The 16,158-nt window shown below is 66.8% G+C and carries 13 protein-coding genes; 2 read left to right on the top strand and 11 right to left on the bottom strand.

Annotated elements, in window-relative coordinates; all coding sequences use genetic code 11:
* Window positions 1–188: 188 nt before the first annotated feature.
* Window positions 189–1,154 (bottom strand): polysaccharide deacetylase family protein, encoded by a 966-nt coding sequence (locus tag AC1MDG_RS18930; protein WP_479806008.1) that lies wholly within the window; start codon window positions 1,152–1,154, stop codon window positions 189–191.
* A gap of 14 nt (window positions 1,155–1,168) precedes the next feature.
* Window positions 1,169–2,704 (bottom strand): purine-cytosine permease family protein, encoded by a 1,536-nt coding sequence (locus AC1MDG_RS18935; RefSeq protein ID WP_479806010.1) that lies wholly within the window; start codon window positions 2,702–2,704, stop codon window positions 1,169–1,171.
* 108 nt (window positions 2,705–2,812) lie between these two features.
* Here AC1MDG_RS18935 and AC1MDG_RS18940 point away from each other — a divergent pair, with 108 nt between their 5' ends.
* Window positions 2,813–4,420: a PucR family transcriptional regulator gene (locus AC1MDG_RS18940; protein ID WP_479806012.1), complete on the top strand. Its 1,608-nt coding sequence runs from the start codon at window positions 2,813–2,815 to the stop codon at window positions 4,418–4,420.
* A 127-nt stretch (window positions 4,421–4,547) separates the two neighbouring features.
* Here the strand turns inward: AC1MDG_RS18940 and purU are convergent, their stop codons facing one another.
* From purU to glyA, 7 genes are read right to left on the bottom strand one after another with little or no spacing between them, the layout of a single operon-like run.
* Window positions 4,548–5,459, bottom strand: coding sequence for a formyltetrahydrofolate deformylase (gene purU / locus AC1MDG_RS18945; protein WP_479806013.1), 912 nt, complete (start codon window positions 5,457–5,459; stop codon window positions 4,548–4,550).
* A gap of 3 nt (window positions 5,460–5,462) precedes the next feature.
* Entirely contained in the window at window positions 5,463–6,836 is a 1,374-nt protein-coding gene (locus AC1MDG_RS18950; protein ID WP_479806015.1) for an L-serine ammonia-lyase, read from the bottom strand.
* Entirely contained in the window at window positions 6,836–7,471 is a 636-nt protein-coding gene (locus AC1MDG_RS18955) for a sarcosine oxidase subunit gamma (protein WP_479806017.1), read from the bottom strand. Before AC1MDG_RS18955 ends, AC1MDG_RS18950 begins: the two co-directional genes overlap by 1 nt.
* The gene (locus AC1MDG_RS18960; protein ID WP_479806019.1) at window positions 7,464–10,412 is read right to left on the bottom strand and encodes a sarcosine oxidase subunit alpha family protein; all 2,949 of its coding nucleotides are present in this window, start codon (window positions 10,410–10,412) and stop codon (window positions 7,464–7,466) included. The genes AC1MDG_RS18955 and AC1MDG_RS18960 overlap by 8 nt, the downstream gene beginning before the upstream one ends.
* Window positions 10,409–10,831, bottom strand: coding sequence for a sarcosine oxidase subunit delta (locus AC1MDG_RS18965; protein WP_479806021.1), 423 nt, complete (start codon window positions 10,829–10,831; stop codon window positions 10,409–10,411). Before AC1MDG_RS18965 ends, AC1MDG_RS18960 begins: the two co-directional genes overlap by 4 nt.
* A 27-nt stretch (window positions 10,832–10,858) precedes the next feature.
* On the bottom strand, window positions 10,859–12,079 hold the full coding sequence (locus AC1MDG_RS18970; protein WP_479806023.1) for a sarcosine oxidase subunit beta family protein: 1,221 nt from the start codon (window positions 12,077–12,079) through the stop codon (window positions 10,859–10,861).
* Window positions 12,076–13,437: a serine hydroxymethyltransferase gene (gene glyA, locus AC1MDG_RS18975; protein ID WP_479806025.1), complete on the bottom strand. Its 1,362-nt coding sequence runs from the start codon at window positions 13,435–13,437 to the stop codon at window positions 12,076–12,078. Before glyA ends, AC1MDG_RS18970 begins: the two co-directional genes overlap by 4 nt.
* Window positions 13,438–13,623: 186 nt before the next feature.
* On the opposite strand from glyA, the gene AC1MDG_RS18980 reads away from it, so the two are divergent.
* Complete coding sequence (locus AC1MDG_RS18980) at window positions 13,624–14,295, top strand: GntR family transcriptional regulator (RefSeq protein WP_043484508.1); 672 nt, start codon at window positions 13,624–13,626, stop codon at window positions 14,293–14,295.
* 111 nt (window positions 14,296–14,406) lie between these two features.
* Here AC1MDG_RS18980 and AC1MDG_RS18985 read toward each other — a convergent pair whose 3' ends face one another.
* Window positions 14,407–14,973, bottom strand: coding sequence for a hypothetical protein (locus AC1MDG_RS18985; RefSeq protein ID WP_479806027.1), 567 nt, complete (start codon window positions 14,971–14,973; stop codon window positions 14,407–14,409).
* Between the two features lie 508 nt (window positions 14,974–15,481).
* Complete coding sequence (hxlA, locus tag AC1MDG_RS18990) at window positions 15,482–16,105, bottom strand: 3-hexulose-6-phosphate synthase (protein WP_479806029.1); 624 nt, start codon at window positions 16,103–16,105, stop codon at window positions 15,482–15,484.
* Window positions 16,106–16,158 lie beyond the last annotated feature (53 nt).

Raw genomic sequence — 16,158 nt, forward strand, 5'->3', positions numbered from 1 at the left:
TTAGCGGTCACCCTGCCACCCGCCCGGACCCCGGTGACAACACTCTCAGGATCATCCAACGACAGAGCGTGATAATCATGCCGGGGCCGGTCAGGCAAGCACACCCACATCCTGCAACAGAACTGGGCTACGAAAAAGGTAACGAGCGTCCGGGTGGTTGGAGACGCCGGTGGTTGGGTTAGAGTCGGCTAGAGGCGGGCCCGGTCGGATATCAGTGCTGACTGACGCACCTGCGCCGGGGTGAACCGGGCGCCGGCGTCGGGGAATCCGGGGACCTCAATCCGTGCGTGGCTGTGGACGTCGGTGACGGTGTCCCGGGTGTGCTGGGCGATCTTGGCCATCGTGGTCACCCACATCCCGTCCATGTCCTTGACCTGGCTGATCAGCTGTTCCAGGGCCACCGCCTTGGAGGGCCGGCCGGAGATGAACGGATGGTTGGTGAGCACGAAGCAGCTCCCGGCGGCGTGATGCGCTTCCGCTTCCAGCGTCCACATCTCCAGGACCTTGGCGGGGCTTTCGATGACGCCGCTGCCGGTAACTCCCGGATAGAAGGCGTACTGCTCCCAATCGTCCAGCGCCCAGTCGACCGGAATCTCCACCAGGTCCCTGGAGTCACCCTCGGCGACGCTGAAGCGGTACGGTGCGTCGCCGTCGAGCAGGCTGGAATCGTACAGGAAGCCGCGGTCCGCAAGGAGCGCCGGCGAGTGCCAGTTCAGCTCCCACCACGGGGCGCGGTAGCCGACCGGCCGCACGCCGGCTACCTTGGCCAGTGCCTCCAGCCCGCGGTCGATGTAGCGTGCCTCGGTGACGGCGTCGATGCCCTGCATGGGTTCGTGCAGGTAGCCGTGGTGGGCAATCTCGTGGCCGGCATCCACAATCCGGCGCACCACGTCGGGGTAGCTTTCAGCGGTGAATCCGGGGATGAAGAACGTGGCCTGGATGTCCTGGCGCTGCAGGATCTGAAGCAGCCGGGGCACAGCAACCTTCGGTCCGTATGACTGGTGGGTCATGAGCGACATCCGGCGCGTGCTGGTGGGATCGTGGGCGATGGTGCAGGACTCCGCGTCCACATCGAAGGTGAAGGACGCGGCCGCCCGGTACCCTTCGGGCCAGGTGATGGGGTGGGCGGAGTCCGGGAAGGCGGGGAATTCCATGGTCCGAATCCTTTCTACAGCGAAACTGCGGTTGACGGGCGGGCTGCGGCGTCCGGGACTGTGGTCTCCGGGGCGGTTACCCGGACCGGCTCAAAGGCGGCACCGGCCAGAAACTTGCGGTGGACCCGCGGGCCAAGAACCGCGTAGCACGCAGCGCTGCTGAGGCCGCCGGCGAGCCAGGACAGATCCCAGCCGCCCAGGGCCACGGCGATGGGGCCCTGCATTGCGGGGACAAGCCCGTACATAAACAGCCAGGTGGAGAAGATGCCGACGAGAAGGGACACGATGCCGGCCCAGTTGACGCAGGGAAGGCGCTTGGTGCCCACACCGTCGAACAGCCGTGCGGCTTCGCCGGGCCACTTCTTCTCGATCCAGAAGAAGTGCACCAGCATCACGCCGCCCCAAGCAGCCACCCATGCCACCAGGCCGATCAGCCAGGCGTCCAGCACGGCGGCGAAGTCCTCCTGGAAGATGAAGAAGATGACGGCGATCAGCGAGAAGACGCCGACGAAAAGGTTGAGCTTGCGGCGGCTGATGGTGATGTCGAGTGCCTGCGTCGCAACGGAGAAGGTGTAGATGTTCAGGATGTTCGTGGCGATGGGTCCGTGCAGGACCATCAGCAGCACCGGAAGTGCCAGGACTCCGAAGTTCTGGACGATGAGTTTGCCGGGATCGATCTCGCCGCTGTTCGTGGCGAGGCTGGCGCCCAGAATTCCGAGCCAGACGACGGGGATGAACTGGCCCAGGACCGAGGCGAGGTAGACCTTGCGCTTCGGAACTTCGGTGCTGACGAAGCGTGAGTAGTCGGCGGCGTAGGTGAACCAGGTGATGCCCCAGCCGATGCCGATGGCCGTCATGACGGCGCTCATCGCGGCGATCCGGTCCGAGCCTTCGAGGATGTTGCCGGCAGGGCCGGCGTAGGTCCAGTTGATCTTCATGCCGAACCAGGCGACGGCGGACATAACCGCCAGGATGATGATGGTGGGCGGGACGGTCCACTTTTCAAACGCCGCAATGGCCTTGTAGCCGAACCAGGCGATGGCTACCTGCGCAGCCATGATGGTGGTGGCGACGCCGATCTTCCAGGCGTAGTTGTGGGCGGTCGGGTCAACCCAGCCGAGGGTGCCGAACAGCGCCATGACCAGATCCAGGATGATCCAGGTGTTCACCGCGCACCACCCGATGACCAGTAGCGCCTGGATGGCGGCCGGCAGGTAGTTTCCGCGCCGGCCGAATGCCGCGCGGGCCAGCACCATGCCGGTGGCACCCGTCTTCTGGCCGAGCAGCACGAAGCAGCCGAACAGGAGCATGCCGATCAGGTTCCCCAAAACCAGAACGGTAACGGTGTCGGCAAAGCCAAGTCCGAGGTGGATGCCCAGGGCGCCGAGCACCCAGTTGATGGGCGCAAGGTTTGCCCCGGCCCAGATCCAGAACTGTCCGGAAACCTTCCGGGTCCGCTGTGACTCGGGGATGGGCTGGAGCCAGGCTTCGACGTCTTCGCCGGCTGCGGGCACGTGGCCGGCCGGGGCTGCAGTGGAGTTGTTTTGCATGTGGGGCCTCCGTGGGAGAAAGGGGATACAGCCAGAGTATGTGCCGCAGACCACACACAACAAGATACGATATGTACATCAAAAGACCCATTTGCGTGACGGAGCGTAATGCCAATAAAGCTCAGTGAAATCCTGAACCATGCCACCCTCACCGCCGCCGATCCCGTGATCCGCGCCGGTGCTGGCGCTGTGGCGGGTACGCAGCTGCGGTGGGTGCACTCCAGTGAAGTCTTGGACATTGCGCCGTTACTTAGCGGCGGTGAGCTGCTTCTTACAGGCGGCGATGCACTGGTTACTGCCTCGGATGCCCGCCGGGTTGAGTACGTTCGTCAGCTCTCAGAGCGCGGGGTCGGTGCGCTGGCAGTGGAAACGGGCCAGCGGCTCGCCTCACTGCCGTCGTCGATGATCCAGGCGGCCGAAACCGCCGGGCTTCCCCTTATTGAATTCCGCAAGGTGGTGCCGTTCGTGGGCATCATGCAGGCGATTAACTCGATGCTCGTCAGTGAATCGGTGGCCCATCTGCGCCGCGCTGATGAGGCCAGCCACGCCATGGCCGTTGAGCTGGCCCACGGGAGCAGCCTGGACCAGATCCTTGCCGTGCTGGCCGGAATCATTGATGCGACGCTGGAGCTCTCGTCCGTGTCCGGTGTGACGCTGGGCAACGCCGGCCCGGATGGCGCCGGGACACGTCCGGCGGGCAGCGCCGATTCCCAGCCGGCAGAGGTCCCCGAGTCCGGCACCGGCTCCTCCGCAGAGCCCGGACGCGCGGCAGGGCCGGGTGCCGACGGCACGCTGATCACCATTGATGTGCCGGTCCGTGGCGTGCCCTCCGCGAGGCTGCAGATCAACGTACCGGCCGGCGGCGACGTCAACCTGGCGCGCGTGGCCGGCGGGCGATGCGTGGACATCCTGTCGCTCGCGCTGCTGCAGCGGATGCCGCCAGGGCTGAAAGAAGTGGCCGGAACCGCGCTGCTACGGGCTGTAAGTTCCGGCAGCCAGCCGTGGCGGCTTCAGCAGCTCTCCCCCGCCGCCGGGATCCCGCCCTCTGCGACGGTGGTCGCCGTCGTCGTCCGGTCGTCCACCTCTCAGCAGCTGAGGGCAGCCATGGACAATATCCTCAAGCGCACGGCGCAGCAGAGCGCCAGCTATGTGGACAATGCCGAGCTCCTGGCGCTTGCTGCCCTCCCTTTTGACGGGGCGGCGGCCGCACGGGCCGGACTCGTGGCGGCCCTCAGGGAGCTCCCGGTTGAGGCGGGAACCATGACGGCGGTGGGTCCCCTGGCGGCAGGGATCGAACACGCGCCGTGGTCGCTGTCGGAGGCGAAGAGCGCCCTGGATCTCGCCGTCAATGGCTCGCTTCGGTCGGCGGCCCGGCCGGCATCGGACACCGAAGGCGTGGTGATCGACGTCGAAAACCTGGCGGTGGAGCGCCTGGCGGTGCAGCATTTGGACCCGGGCACGCGGCAGGATTTCGTCCGCCAGCAGCTGGGTCCCGTGCTGGATCACGACGCCCGGCGCAATTCCCAGCTGCTCGCAACGCTGGCCATCTGGCTGGACTCCGGCTGCAACACGGCGCAGGCCGCCAGGGAGCTGCACGTCGAGCGGCAGTCAATGCATCACCGGCTGCAGCGGATTTTTGAGTTGTGCGGCGGGGATCCGCGTGGGACCGGCCGGCTCGCTGCGCTGCACCTCGCCACCCGGCTGGCGGCGTTGTAGCACCCGTCACCGGGCCCAGCCACCAGGACGCTCTCTCACTTAACGCAAGAAAAACCGGGACGCTCTCACTTTCCCTAAGAAAGTGAGAGAGCGTCCCGGTCAAACCCACCGAAAGTGAGAGAGCGTCCTAGCGGAGCACCACGGTCCTGTTGCCGCGCAGGATGACCCGGCCCTCGCAGTGCCAGCGCACCGCGTTGGACAACGCCTTGCACTCGGTGTCGCGGCCGGCGGCCACCAGGTCTTCCGGGCCGTAGGTGTGGTCCACTTCCACCACCTGCTGGGCGATGATGGGTCCCTCGTCCAGCTCACCGTTGACGTAGTGCGCCGTGGCACCCACCGTTTTCACGCCGCGGGCATAGGCCTGGTGGTACGGCTTGGCGCCCTTGAAGCTGGGCAGGAACGAGTGGTGGATGTTGATGGCACGCCCGTCCAGCTTGCGGGTGAGGCCGTCGCTGAGGACCTGCATGTAGCGGGCCAGCACGACGAGTTCCACGTCGTACTCGTCCACCAGTTCCAGCAGCCGCGCCTCGGCCTCGGGCTTGGTGGCGGCCGTGACGGGCACGTGGAAGAACGGGATGCCGTGCCATTCCACCAGCGCCTGGTGGTCGGTGTGGTTGGACACCACGGCCACCACGTCCACCGGCAGCTCGCCGATCCTGGCGCGGAACAGCAGGTCGTTGAGGCAGTGCCCGAACTTGGACACCATGATCAGCACGCGGCGCTTGGAACCGTGCGGCTCCAGCCGCCAGGTCATCCCGAAGCGGTCGGCCACCGGGCCAAAAGCGGCCCGCAGGGTATCCGCGGTGGAGGCATCGCCGTCGGACGCAAAGTGCACCCGCATAAAGAAGTGCCCTTCGGAGCGTTCGCCGAACTGCTGGTTGTCGATGATGTCGCAGCCGTGTTCCAGCAGGAAGCCGGAGACGGCGTGGACGATGCCCGGCGACTCGTTGCAGTCGAGCGTCAAGACGTGCTCCACGGTGGTCGCGGGCTGGCCCGCGAGGGACGGAAGGGAAGAAGTTTCAGTCTCAATGGCAGTCATGGCTCAGCACTCGATCACATTCACGGCGAGGCCCCCGCGGGAGGTCTCCTTGTACTTGGTTTTCATGTCCGCTCCTGTCTCGCGCATGGTCTTAATGGCTTTATCCAGCGATACCTTGTGGCTGCCGTCGCCGTGGAGGGCAAGCCTGGCGGCGTTGATGGCCTTCACGCTGGCAATGGCGTTCCGTTCGATGCAGGGGATCTGCACCAGGCCGCCCACGGGGTCGCAGGTCAGCCCGAGGTTGTGTTCAATGCCTACCTCGGCGGCGTTTTCCACCTGTTCGGGCGTGCCGCCGAGCACCTCGCAGAGTCCGGCGGCCGCCATGGAGCAGGCCGAGCCCACTTCGCCCTGGCAGCCCACTTCGGCGCCGGAGATGGAGGCGTTGATCTTGAAAAGAATCCCGACGGCGGCCGCGGCCAGCAGGAAGCGGACCACACCGTCGTCGTCGGCTCCGGGAACAAACTTGACGTAGTAGTGCAGCACCGCCGGCACAATCCCGGCCGCGCCGTTGGTGGGGGCGGTGACGATCCGCCCGCCGGCGGCGTTTTCCTCGTTCACGGCCAGCGCGAAGAGGTTCACCCACTCCATGGCCCGGAGGGGGTCCGTCACGCCGGTGTCCGCGGTCAGGGTTTTGAATAACGACGGCGCCCGGCGCCTGACGTTCAGCCCGCCGGGAAGGATCCCTTCCGCGGCGCAGCCGTTGTCCACGCATTCGCGCATAACGGCCCAGAGTTTCAGCAGCTCGTCTCGGAGCTCCGCTTCGCTGCGCCACACGAGTTCGTTGGCGAGCATGACGTCGGAGATGGACATCCCTTCGCGGCGGCAGATCTCGAGGAGTTCGTCGGCCGTGGTGAAGGGGTACGGCAGCGGGGTGTCGTCCGCCACTACTTTGTCTCCTGCGTCGGCGTCGCCGTCAACCACGAAGCCGCCGCCAATGGAATAGAAGCTCCGTTCGCTGAGCACGGCACCGGTGTGGTCCAGCGCCCGGAACGTCATGCCGTTGGGGTGGGCGGGCAGGGACTTGCGGCGGTGCAGCACCACGTCCTCGTCCCAGTTGAAGTCCACCCGGTGGTCGCCGCCGATCCGGAGTTCGGCGTCGAGCGCGGCTGCCGCCACCTGGTCGTCCGCGGTGGAGGTGTCCACCGTTTCCGGGTCCAGGCCCTGGAGCCCGAGCACCACTGCCTTGTCGGAGCCGTGGCCCCTGCCGGTGGCGCCGAGCGATCCGAACAGTTCGGCCTGGACCCGCGCGGTGGCGCTCAGATGGCCGTCACCTTTGAGCCCGTCCGCGAACAGTTTCGCCGCCCGCATCGGGCCGACCGTGTGTGACGACGACGGCCCGATGCCAACGGAGAAGAGGTCCAGGGCGCTCAGCGCCATCAGGGCACCTCGGGGGAAGCGTATTCCCTCATGGCGTCCAGGAGCCACCGGCCCAGGAAGTCCGCAAACGAAGCCCGCGGGAAAAGCCGGAAGCTCTCGTCCCCGGTCTTCAGCAGGATCACCGGGATGTTGCCCACCTCGGTGGTGAGGGCCGTTCCCGGGGTGAAGCTGCGGGGGTGCAGGTCCAGGGCGCAGCCCTTCTCCAGGACGGCGCGGGCGCGCGGGCCGGAGAGTTCGAACGTGGTGCGGTTGGCGGAAAGGTCCACCACCTGGCCCGGGGCGTCGGCCAGGGCGGCCGTGAGGGATCCGATCAGGTCCCCGCCGAGGGAATCGTGGGCTTCCTCCGGCGCCACCACCAGGAACTCGGACGGCGCCAGCCAGAGGACACTGACGCTGTCCGTGCCGCTGACTTCGCCGCACCGTGCCGGCAGGCCGCCGGCGACGGCTGCGATCCGTGAGCCCTGTTCGGAGCGGGGGTCAACTCGGACCCCTGCCATGGTCTGGAACGGGCCCTCCTTCAGGACCACCGTGCCCTGGACGGAGCCGGTCTCCAGCGCGGCGGTCAGGTGGGAAGCCGGGCTGCGGCGGATGTCCCGGAGTCCATTGATGCCTTCGAGTGCTGCTGTGTTAGCCATCTTTGCGGGTCCCTTCGGGGTCAAAAAGTACGGTTTCTGCGACAACGACATCAACCAGCTGGTCGCCGGCTGCGGCCACGAGGGTCTCGCCGATGCGGTTGCGGCCATTCTTGATCAGGGCCAGGCCAAACGACCTGCCCAGTGCGGCGCTGTGGTAGCTCGAGGTCACGAAGCCCTGCATGGGGACGGGACCGTAGGCGGGGTTGACGGTGATGCCCTTCTCCACGAGCTGGGTGCCTTCCGGCAGCCGCAGCGTTCCGTCCACGGGAAGGACGCTGACCAGGTGCTTGCGGTCCTCGCGCTTGGCATCGGCCCGGGCGTAGGAACGCTTGCCGATGAACTCCTTGGCCTTGGAGACCACCCATTCCATTCCCGCATCCTGCGGGGTGACGGTGCCGTCGGTGTCCTGGCCGACGATGGGGTAGCCCTTTTCGGCGCGCAGCACGTGCATGGTTTCGGTGCCGTACGGGGTGATGTTGAATTCGGCCCCGGCGGCGGCCACGGCTTCCCAGGTGTTCAGCCCGTACCAGGACGGCACGTTGATTTCGTAGGCCAGTTCGCCGGAGAAGGAGATCCGGCAGATCCGGGCCTGCACGCCGGAGGCGAGGGTGGTTTCGCGGAACGTCATGAACGGGAAGGCTTCCGCCTCCAGCCCGCCGCCGGCGGCGAGTTCCGGTGCCAGCTTGGCGATCACCGCGCGGGATTTGGGCCCGACGACGGCAATGGTGCTCCACTGTTCGGTCACCGAGGTGCAGTGCACGTCCAGCTCAGGCCATTCGGTCTGCAGCCATTCCTCCAGCCAGTCCAGCACCTTCGCGGCACCGCCGGTGGTGGTGGTCATGAAGAACCGGTCCTCGTCGAGGCGCAGGGTCACGCCGTCGTCGAAAATCATGCCGTCCGCCATGCACATCACGCCGTAGCGGGCGGAACCCGGGGCGAGCTTCTTGAACGCGTTGGTGTAGATCCGGTTGAGGAACTCACCGGCGTCCTTGCCGCGGATTTCGATCTTGCCGAGAGTGGTGGCGTCCATGAAGCCCACGGATTCGCGGACGGCGGCGCACTCGCGCAGCACGGCGGTGTCCATGTCCTCCCCGGCCTGCGGGTAGTACCAGGGCCGCTTCCACTGCCCCACGTCCTCGAACAGGGCGCCCTGTGCCACGTGCCACGGGTGGATCGAGGTGACCCGGGCGGGGTCGAACAGTTCGCCGCGCTGGCGTCCGGCCAGTGCTGCGAAGGCCACGGGGGTGAACGGAGCGCGGTAGGTGGTGGTGCCGATGTCCCCAATGCCACGGGATGCTTCGCCGGCGGTGCGGAGTGCGGCGGCGATGACGCCGATGGCGTTGACGCCGGAGGTCTTGCCCTGGTCGTTGGCGGTGCTGATGGAGGTGTAGCGCTTGATGTGCTCCACGGACCGCATTCCGGCGCCGGTGGACCGCAGCACGTCAGCCACGGACTGGTCCCGCTGGAAGTCAACGAAGTGGTGGTGCCAGTCGTCGGGGGTGCCGGCCTGGCCCGGTACCAGCCACAGCTGGCGGGTGGGAGCGGATGCCTTCGGCTCGCCGATCACTGACGGCTTGGTTTCCGACGCGAAGCCGGCTGCGATGGCGGCTGCCGCACCGGCGGAGATGCCTTCGGCGAGGCAGTCCTCGAGCTCGAAGCTGCCGCGGCCGGAGCCGATGGTCTGCTGGTTCGGAACCACGGTGCTCGGCACGAAGGCCGCGAGCTCGTCGTCCCAGCGCAGCTTGCCCTGGCGCTGGGAGTGGAGGTGGACCAGCGGGCTCCAGCCGCCGGAGACTGCCAGCAGGTCGCAGGCGATCTCTTCGATGCCCGAGGTGAGTTCGCCGTCGTCGTTGATGCTGCGGACGGTCACGCCCTCCAGCCGGCCGTCGCCGGACTCGGAAGCGGCGGTGTTGGCCACCGCGCTGCCGATCAGCACCCGGGTGCCGGATTCGACGGCGGCGGCAGCCACCGGCGTGAGGCGGGGACGGGCGTCGACGACGGCGGCCACCTTGACGCCGGCGGCGCGGAGGTCCGAAGCCAGGGCGTAGGCGCTGTCGTTGGTGGTGCTGATGACGACGCGCTGCCCGGCGGCCACGGCGTAGCGGTTCAGGTAGCTGCGGACGGCCGAGGCGAGCATGATGCCCGGGCGGTCGTTGTTCTCGAACACCAGCGGGCGTTCGTGGGCGCCGGGAGCTACGACCACCTGATTGGCACGGATGTGCCAAATCCGCTGCCGGGACACGCCGGCGGCGGCAGGGCTGGACAGGTGGTCGGTGCGGTTCTGGACCGCGACGACATAGTTGGCATCGTAGGCACCGAAGGCCGTGGTGCGGTTGAGGACGGTGCATTCGGCGGCTGAGACGAGCTCGGCTTCCACGTCAGCCACCCATTCCAGGGCCGGCTTGCCTTCGATGGCCTCGGCGAGGTCAGGTGCGGTGGATCCGGACAGGAGCGTGCCGCCCAGCTCGGGCTGGTCGTCCAGCAGCATCACGCGGGCGCCGGTGCGGACGGCCTCGCGGGCCGCGGCCAGGCCGGCGGGGCCTCCGCCGATCACCAGAACGTCGGTGTGCACGAACTTCTTGTCGTACTCGGCACGGTCTTCCTCGGGGTCGAGGCGGCCCAGGCCGTTGAGCAGGTCAGCCTTCAGGCCGTCCACCAGGGTGACGGTGGTGGCGGGGAGCATGGACTCTGCCACGTGGCCCGGGAACCGTGCTTCGACCCGGACCAGCGCGTTGGATTCCTCCACGCCGGCAGACATGATGCCGCGGGGGCGGTCCTCGTAGAGGGAGTTGCCGGCGGCGATCCGGCCGTTGGCGAGCAGGGCCGAGGCGAGCGTGTCGCCGGGGTGGCCGGTGAATTCCTCGCCGTCCACGGTGAAACGCCAGGAAATGCTGCGGTCGATGCGTCCGCCGGCGGCGAGGCGGGCGTTCTGGGAAGTCACTTGGTTGCTCCTTCCGGGGCGGTGGTGCTCGGGGCGGTGCTCGTTGGAGCGATGCTGGTTGCAGAGGTGCTGGGCGCGGCGCTGCCGGTGGTGGTGCTGTCAGCGGCGGTGCTGGCAGTGCCGGACTCGGGCGCCGCCGGGACGGACACGTCAGGCCGCGGCGTGCCCATCGGGTAGACGGCCTGAATGTCGTAGGTGACGGTGTCGCGGAGCATGTTGAACCACTGGCGGCAGCCGGTGCTGTGAAGCCAGCGTTCGGCGAAGGTGCCCTTGGTGTTGTCGCGGTAGAACAGGAACTCGGCCCATTCGCGGTCGTTCATGTCGTTCGGGTTCTCCGGGTACGGCACGTGGGCCTGGCCGCCGTAGTGGAACTCGGTCTCGTCGCGCGAGCCGCAGTTGGGGCATGAGATAAGCAGCATGTGCGTCTTCTTTCTATGGGACGGCGGCTAGTGGGCGACGGCGGCTGCGCCGTGTTCGTCGATCAGGGCTCCGGTTTCGAAGCGTTCCAGCGCAAACGGCTTGTTCAGCTTGTGCGGGGCGCCCGTGGCGATGGTGTGTGCGAACGTGAGTCCGGCGGCAGGGGTGGCCTTGAAGCCGCCGGTGCCCCAACCACAGTTCACGAACATGTTCTCCACCGGGGTGGTGCCCACGATCGGCGAGGCATCCAGCGTGGTGTCCACGATGCCGCCCCAGGTCCGGAGCACGTGCGCCCGGGCAAAGATGGGGAACAGTTCGACGGCGGCTGCCATCTGGTTCTCGATCACGTGGAAGGAGCCGCGCTGGCCGTAGCCGTTATAGGAGTCGACGCCGGCGCCCATCACCAGTTCGCCCTTGTGGGCCTGGGAGACGTAGACGTGCACGTGGTTGGACATCACCACGGTGGGGTGGACCGGTTCGTGCAGTTCGGACACCAGGGCCTGGAGCGGGTGGGACTGGATGGGGAGCCGGAAGCCGGCCATTTCCGCCAGGACCGAGCTGTGGCCGGCAGCGCACAGGCCCACCTTTTCGGTGTTGATGGTGCCGCGGTTGGTCTTGACGCCCACCACGCGGTCGCCGTCCTTCACGAAGCCGGTGACTTCGCAGTTCTGGATGATGTCCACGCCCAGTTCGTCGCACTTGCGGGCGAAGGCCCAGGCCACGTGGTCGTGCTTGGCGATGCCGGCACGCGGCTGGTAGGTGGCGCCCATGACGGGGTAGCGGATGTTGTCGCTGATGTTCAGGATGGGGCAGAGTTCCTTGACCTGGTCCGGTTCCAGCCATTCAGCGTCCACTCCGTTGAGCTTGTTCGCTCCCACGCGGCGAATGCTTTCACGGACGTCGCCCAGGGTGTGGGCGAGGTTCATGACACCGCGCTGGCTGAACAGGAAGTCGTACTCGAGCTCCTCCGGCAGGATTTCCCAGAGCTTCAGGGCGTGCTCGTAGATGGCTGCGCTCTCGTCCCAGAGGTAGTTAGAACGGATGATGGTGGTGTTGCGGGCCATGTTGCCACCGGCCAGCCAGCCCTTCTCGAGGACGGCGATGTTGGTCAGCCCAAAGTTCTTGGCCAGGAAGTAGGCCGTGGCCAGGCCGTGCCCGCCGCCGCCCACAATCACGGCGTCGTAGGAGGACTTGGGTTCCGGGTTGCGCCAGAGGAAATCCGGGTGCTCCGGGAGCTGTTGCGTGCTCACTGGGCTGCTCCAATCATGTCTGATTCGAACGCGGCGATCTCGGCGCCGTCGTTCTGGGAAAGGTGGGGGTAGAGGGGGAACTGCTCGGCGAGGGCGGTCACCCGGGCGCGGAGTTCGACGGCGGTGCTGTCGCTCAGGGACGTTGTCCCGGCGGTGCCGTTGGCAGCCGCGGCGATGAGCGCCGTCGCGATAATGTCCGCCACTTCGGTGAATTCCACGGCGCCGAAGCCGCGGGTGGCGAGGGCGGGGGTTCCGATCCGGAGGCCGGAGGAAACCATCGGCGGGCGGGGATCGAACGGCACGGCGTTCCGGTTGACCGTGATGCCGATCCGGTGCAGGGCGTCTTCGGCCTGCTGTCCGTCGAGTTTAGAGTTCCGGAGGTCCACCAGGACCAGGTGCACGTCGGTGCCGCCGTTGACCACGGAGATGCCTGCCGCGGCGACGTCGTCGCGGAGGAGGCGTTCGGCCAGCAGCTTGGATCCCTCCAGGACGCGTTCCTGGCGTTCCTTGAATTCCGGGGTGCCGGCCAGCTTGAAGGCCACGGCCTTGGCTGCGATGACGTGCTCCAGCGGACCGCCCTGCTGTCCCGGGAACACGGCGCTGTTGATCTTGCGGGCGTATTCCTCCTTGGCAAGGATCACGCCGCCGCGCGGGCCGCCGAGGGTTTTGTGCGTAGTGGTGGTGACGACGTCGGCGTAGGGCACCGGGTTGGGGTGGAGCCCCGCGGCCACCAGGCCGGCGAAGTGGGCCATGTCCACCATCAGGTAGGCGCCCACCAGGTCGGCAATCCGGCGGAACTCCGCGAAGTCGAGCTGGCGGGAGTAGGCGGACCAGCCGGCGACGATCAGCCGCGGGCGGTGCTGCAGGGCCAGCGCCTCGACCTCGGCCATGTCGATCCGGAAGTCCGATTCACGCACATGGTACGGGACCACGTTGTACAGCTTGCCGGAGAAGTTGATCCGCATGCCGTGGGTGAGGTGCCCGCCGTGGGCCAGGTCCAGGCCCATGATGGTGTCGCCCGGGTTCAGCAGCGCGAACATTGCGGCGGCGTTGGCCTGGGCGCCGGAGTGCGGCTGGACGTTCGCGAACTCGGCGCCGAACAGCGCCTTCACCCGGTCGATGGCCAGCTGCTCGATCACGTCAACGTGCTCGCAGCCGCCGTAGTAGCGCTTCCCCGGGTAGCCCTCGGCGTACTTGTTGGTCAGCACCGAGCCCTGCGCCTCCATGACTGCGGACGGGGCGAAATTCTCCGAGGCGATCATTTCCAGCGTCGACTGCTGGCGGCCCAGCTCACTGGCGATGGCCTGCTGGACCTCGGGATCGACTGCGGAAAGTCGCTCGTTCAACTGCTCAACCACGGATGCTCCTTTGAAATACCACTATTGCTATGACTGATATATCAGTGTGAGGTCAATGGTATGATTGGGATCACATGGGAGTCAATAGCCGGTGGCAAAGTGGCACTAAGCTTCCGGTTGGGACCGGACCACTGAGTGGTGAAGACCAGTGGTGAAGGAATGAGTAGCGAAGAACGGAGCGGCACCTTGAATGCACTTCCTGCCCTGCCACCCGCCGAGGACGAAGTACTGTCCCAGGCGGAGGCCGCGTACCGGCAGCTGCGCGACAAACTGATCATGCTGGAGATCAGGCCGGGCGAGCCCATCAATGACGGGCAGCTGGCGGCCGAGCTCGGGTTTGGCCGCACCCCCGTGCGCGAAGCCATTAAGCGGCTTGAGGTGGACCACCTGGTGGTGTCCTATCCGCGCCGGGGAACTTTTGCCACCACCGTGGACTTCACGGAACTGGCCGACGTCTCAGAGGTCCGGGAGCTGCTGGAGCCGCTGGCGGCGCGAAGTGCCGCAACCAGGGCAAATGCCGCCATGCGCCGCGAACTGCTGGACGTCGCCACGATCATCGCGGAGCTTGATCCGAGCCCGGCTGAGTCCCGCGAGCTGATGAAGTATGACCTGACGGTGCACCGGCTGATCTACAAAGCGGCAGCCAACCCGCACCTGGAAGACACCCTGATCCGCTACGACAATCTGGCCACCCGCATCTGGTGCCTGGTCCTGGACAAGGTGCCCTCGGTGAGCGGCCACATCACCGAGCACGTGGAACTGCTCAAGGCGGTGGCCGCCGGGGACGCCGACAAAGCCGGCGAGCTGGCCCTGCACCACGTCACAAGCTTCGAAGAGACCATCCGCAAGGTTCTCTAGGCAGCCGCCAACCGGAACGCGCTCTCTCACTTTTCGCATTAAAAGCCGAAACGCTCTCTCACGGGTGAGAGAGCGCTTCGTATAAAGCGCAGGAAGTGAGAGTGAGAGCGTTTAGTGGCCGCCTCCGCCGATCACCCCGGCTTCCACGGCCTTGGTGACGGCGTCGGCCTCGGCCTGCGTCAGCTTGCCGTCGGTGACAGCCTGGTCAAGCCGGGTCTTGAGCTCTGCCGCCCGCTCGGCCTGGCCTGCCGCCCGGATTTCCTCCAGGGCTGCGGTGACCTTGGATTCCTCGACGCCGAGCGACTCAGCCAGAGACTTGGCCATCGCCGCGTCCATGGCGGAGCGGTCCGGCCTGGTGCCCTCCGCCGGCTGGGTGCCGTCGCCAGGCTTGTTGGCATCCCGGAACGCCTTGAGGGCGTCGGTCACTTTGGCCTCGTCCACGCCAAGTTTCGTGGCGAGGTCCGCAGCGATCTGGCCGCGGTCGCCGCCCTTGTGCCCTCCGCGCATTCCGTTGTCGGTCCCTGCGGAACCGGTTGCGGGCGCCGTGCCCTCGGCCGATGCGCTGGCACTCGGGGTGGGGGTTTCGGCCGCGGAGGCCATCCCGGTGACTCCCAGTCCGGCGCCGAGCGCCAGTGCCCCGGCCGAAAGGCCAAGCGTGATTCTCTTCATGCGTGACATCTGATGTCTCCTCGATCCGCCGTATGAACGGCTCTTTGGGTAGAACGGCCGGTGTGCACCGTCCTTCACTCAAAGATGCAGCGCCAAGGTAAGGCGCGGCTGTTCGGATCCTGTCGGCAAGCTGTGAATGCGCGCCGGGAGCCCAGGCCGTTCGTCGAGGTCGTTCGTCAACGGCGTCCGGAGACGGCGTCCGGAAAGGGAAGGTCAGCCGTTCTTCTTCCAGCTCTTGGGCCACCGCATGTTCAGCAGCAGCAAACCCAGCAGGAGCGAGTCCAGCGTCATGATTGCGGCCATGAGGTAGGCCCAGCCGATCATCATGCGTTGTTCACCGCCAACCTGCGGGACGGAGTCGTGGCGGGCATCAATGGTCGCATGACAATCTCCTGACGTGGATCCCCCCAGTCAATCGATAGTCCATCAAGTGTGGCATGGCCTCCGTCCGGACGGAACGGCCCGCACTACTCGAATCCTGCCCCTGTAATACACCGCAGTGCGCGCGGATTACTCGCTAGATGATCGCCGCCCGCAGCTGCTTGGCGGCGAGCGCGGGATCATCCGCACCGTAGATGGAGCCTCCGACGACGGCGACGTCCGCACCCGCGCGCTGTACGGCTTCAATGGTGGAGAGGTTCACCCCGCCGGCCACGGAAAACGGCACCCTGGCTTCCTCCCCTGCGCTGAGCAGCACGTTCAGGTTGTAGCCCGGCTTGGCCTGCTCATCGAGGCCGGCGTGGAACTCGATGAACTTGGCGCCGAGCGCGCGGGCTTCCTTGGCGCGGGTAACTTTGTCCGCGACGCCGATCAGGTCAACAACGATGCCCTTGTTGTGGGCCTTCGCTGCCTTGACCGCGCCGGCAATGGTGGAGTCGTCGGCGCTGCCGAGGACGGACACCAGGTCCGCGCCGGCGCTGAAGGCGATCTCGGCTTCCAGCTCACCGGCGTCCATGGTCTTCATGTCCGCGAACACAACCTTGTCCGGGTGGGCGGTCTTGACGGCGGTCACGGCGGACAACCCGGCGTTCTTCACCAGCGGGGTGCCGAGCTCGATGATGTCAACGTATTCGGCAACCTTGCCGGCGAGCTCGAGGGCTGCTTCGACGGTCAGGACGTCCATGGCGACTTGCAGTTTCACGTGATGTCTCTTTTCTGGTTGAGGGTTGGGGCGGGTTTGGGTGGTGTTGGTTC

The sequence above is a fragment of the Arthrobacter sp. AIWTK1 genome, assembly GCF_056680535.1.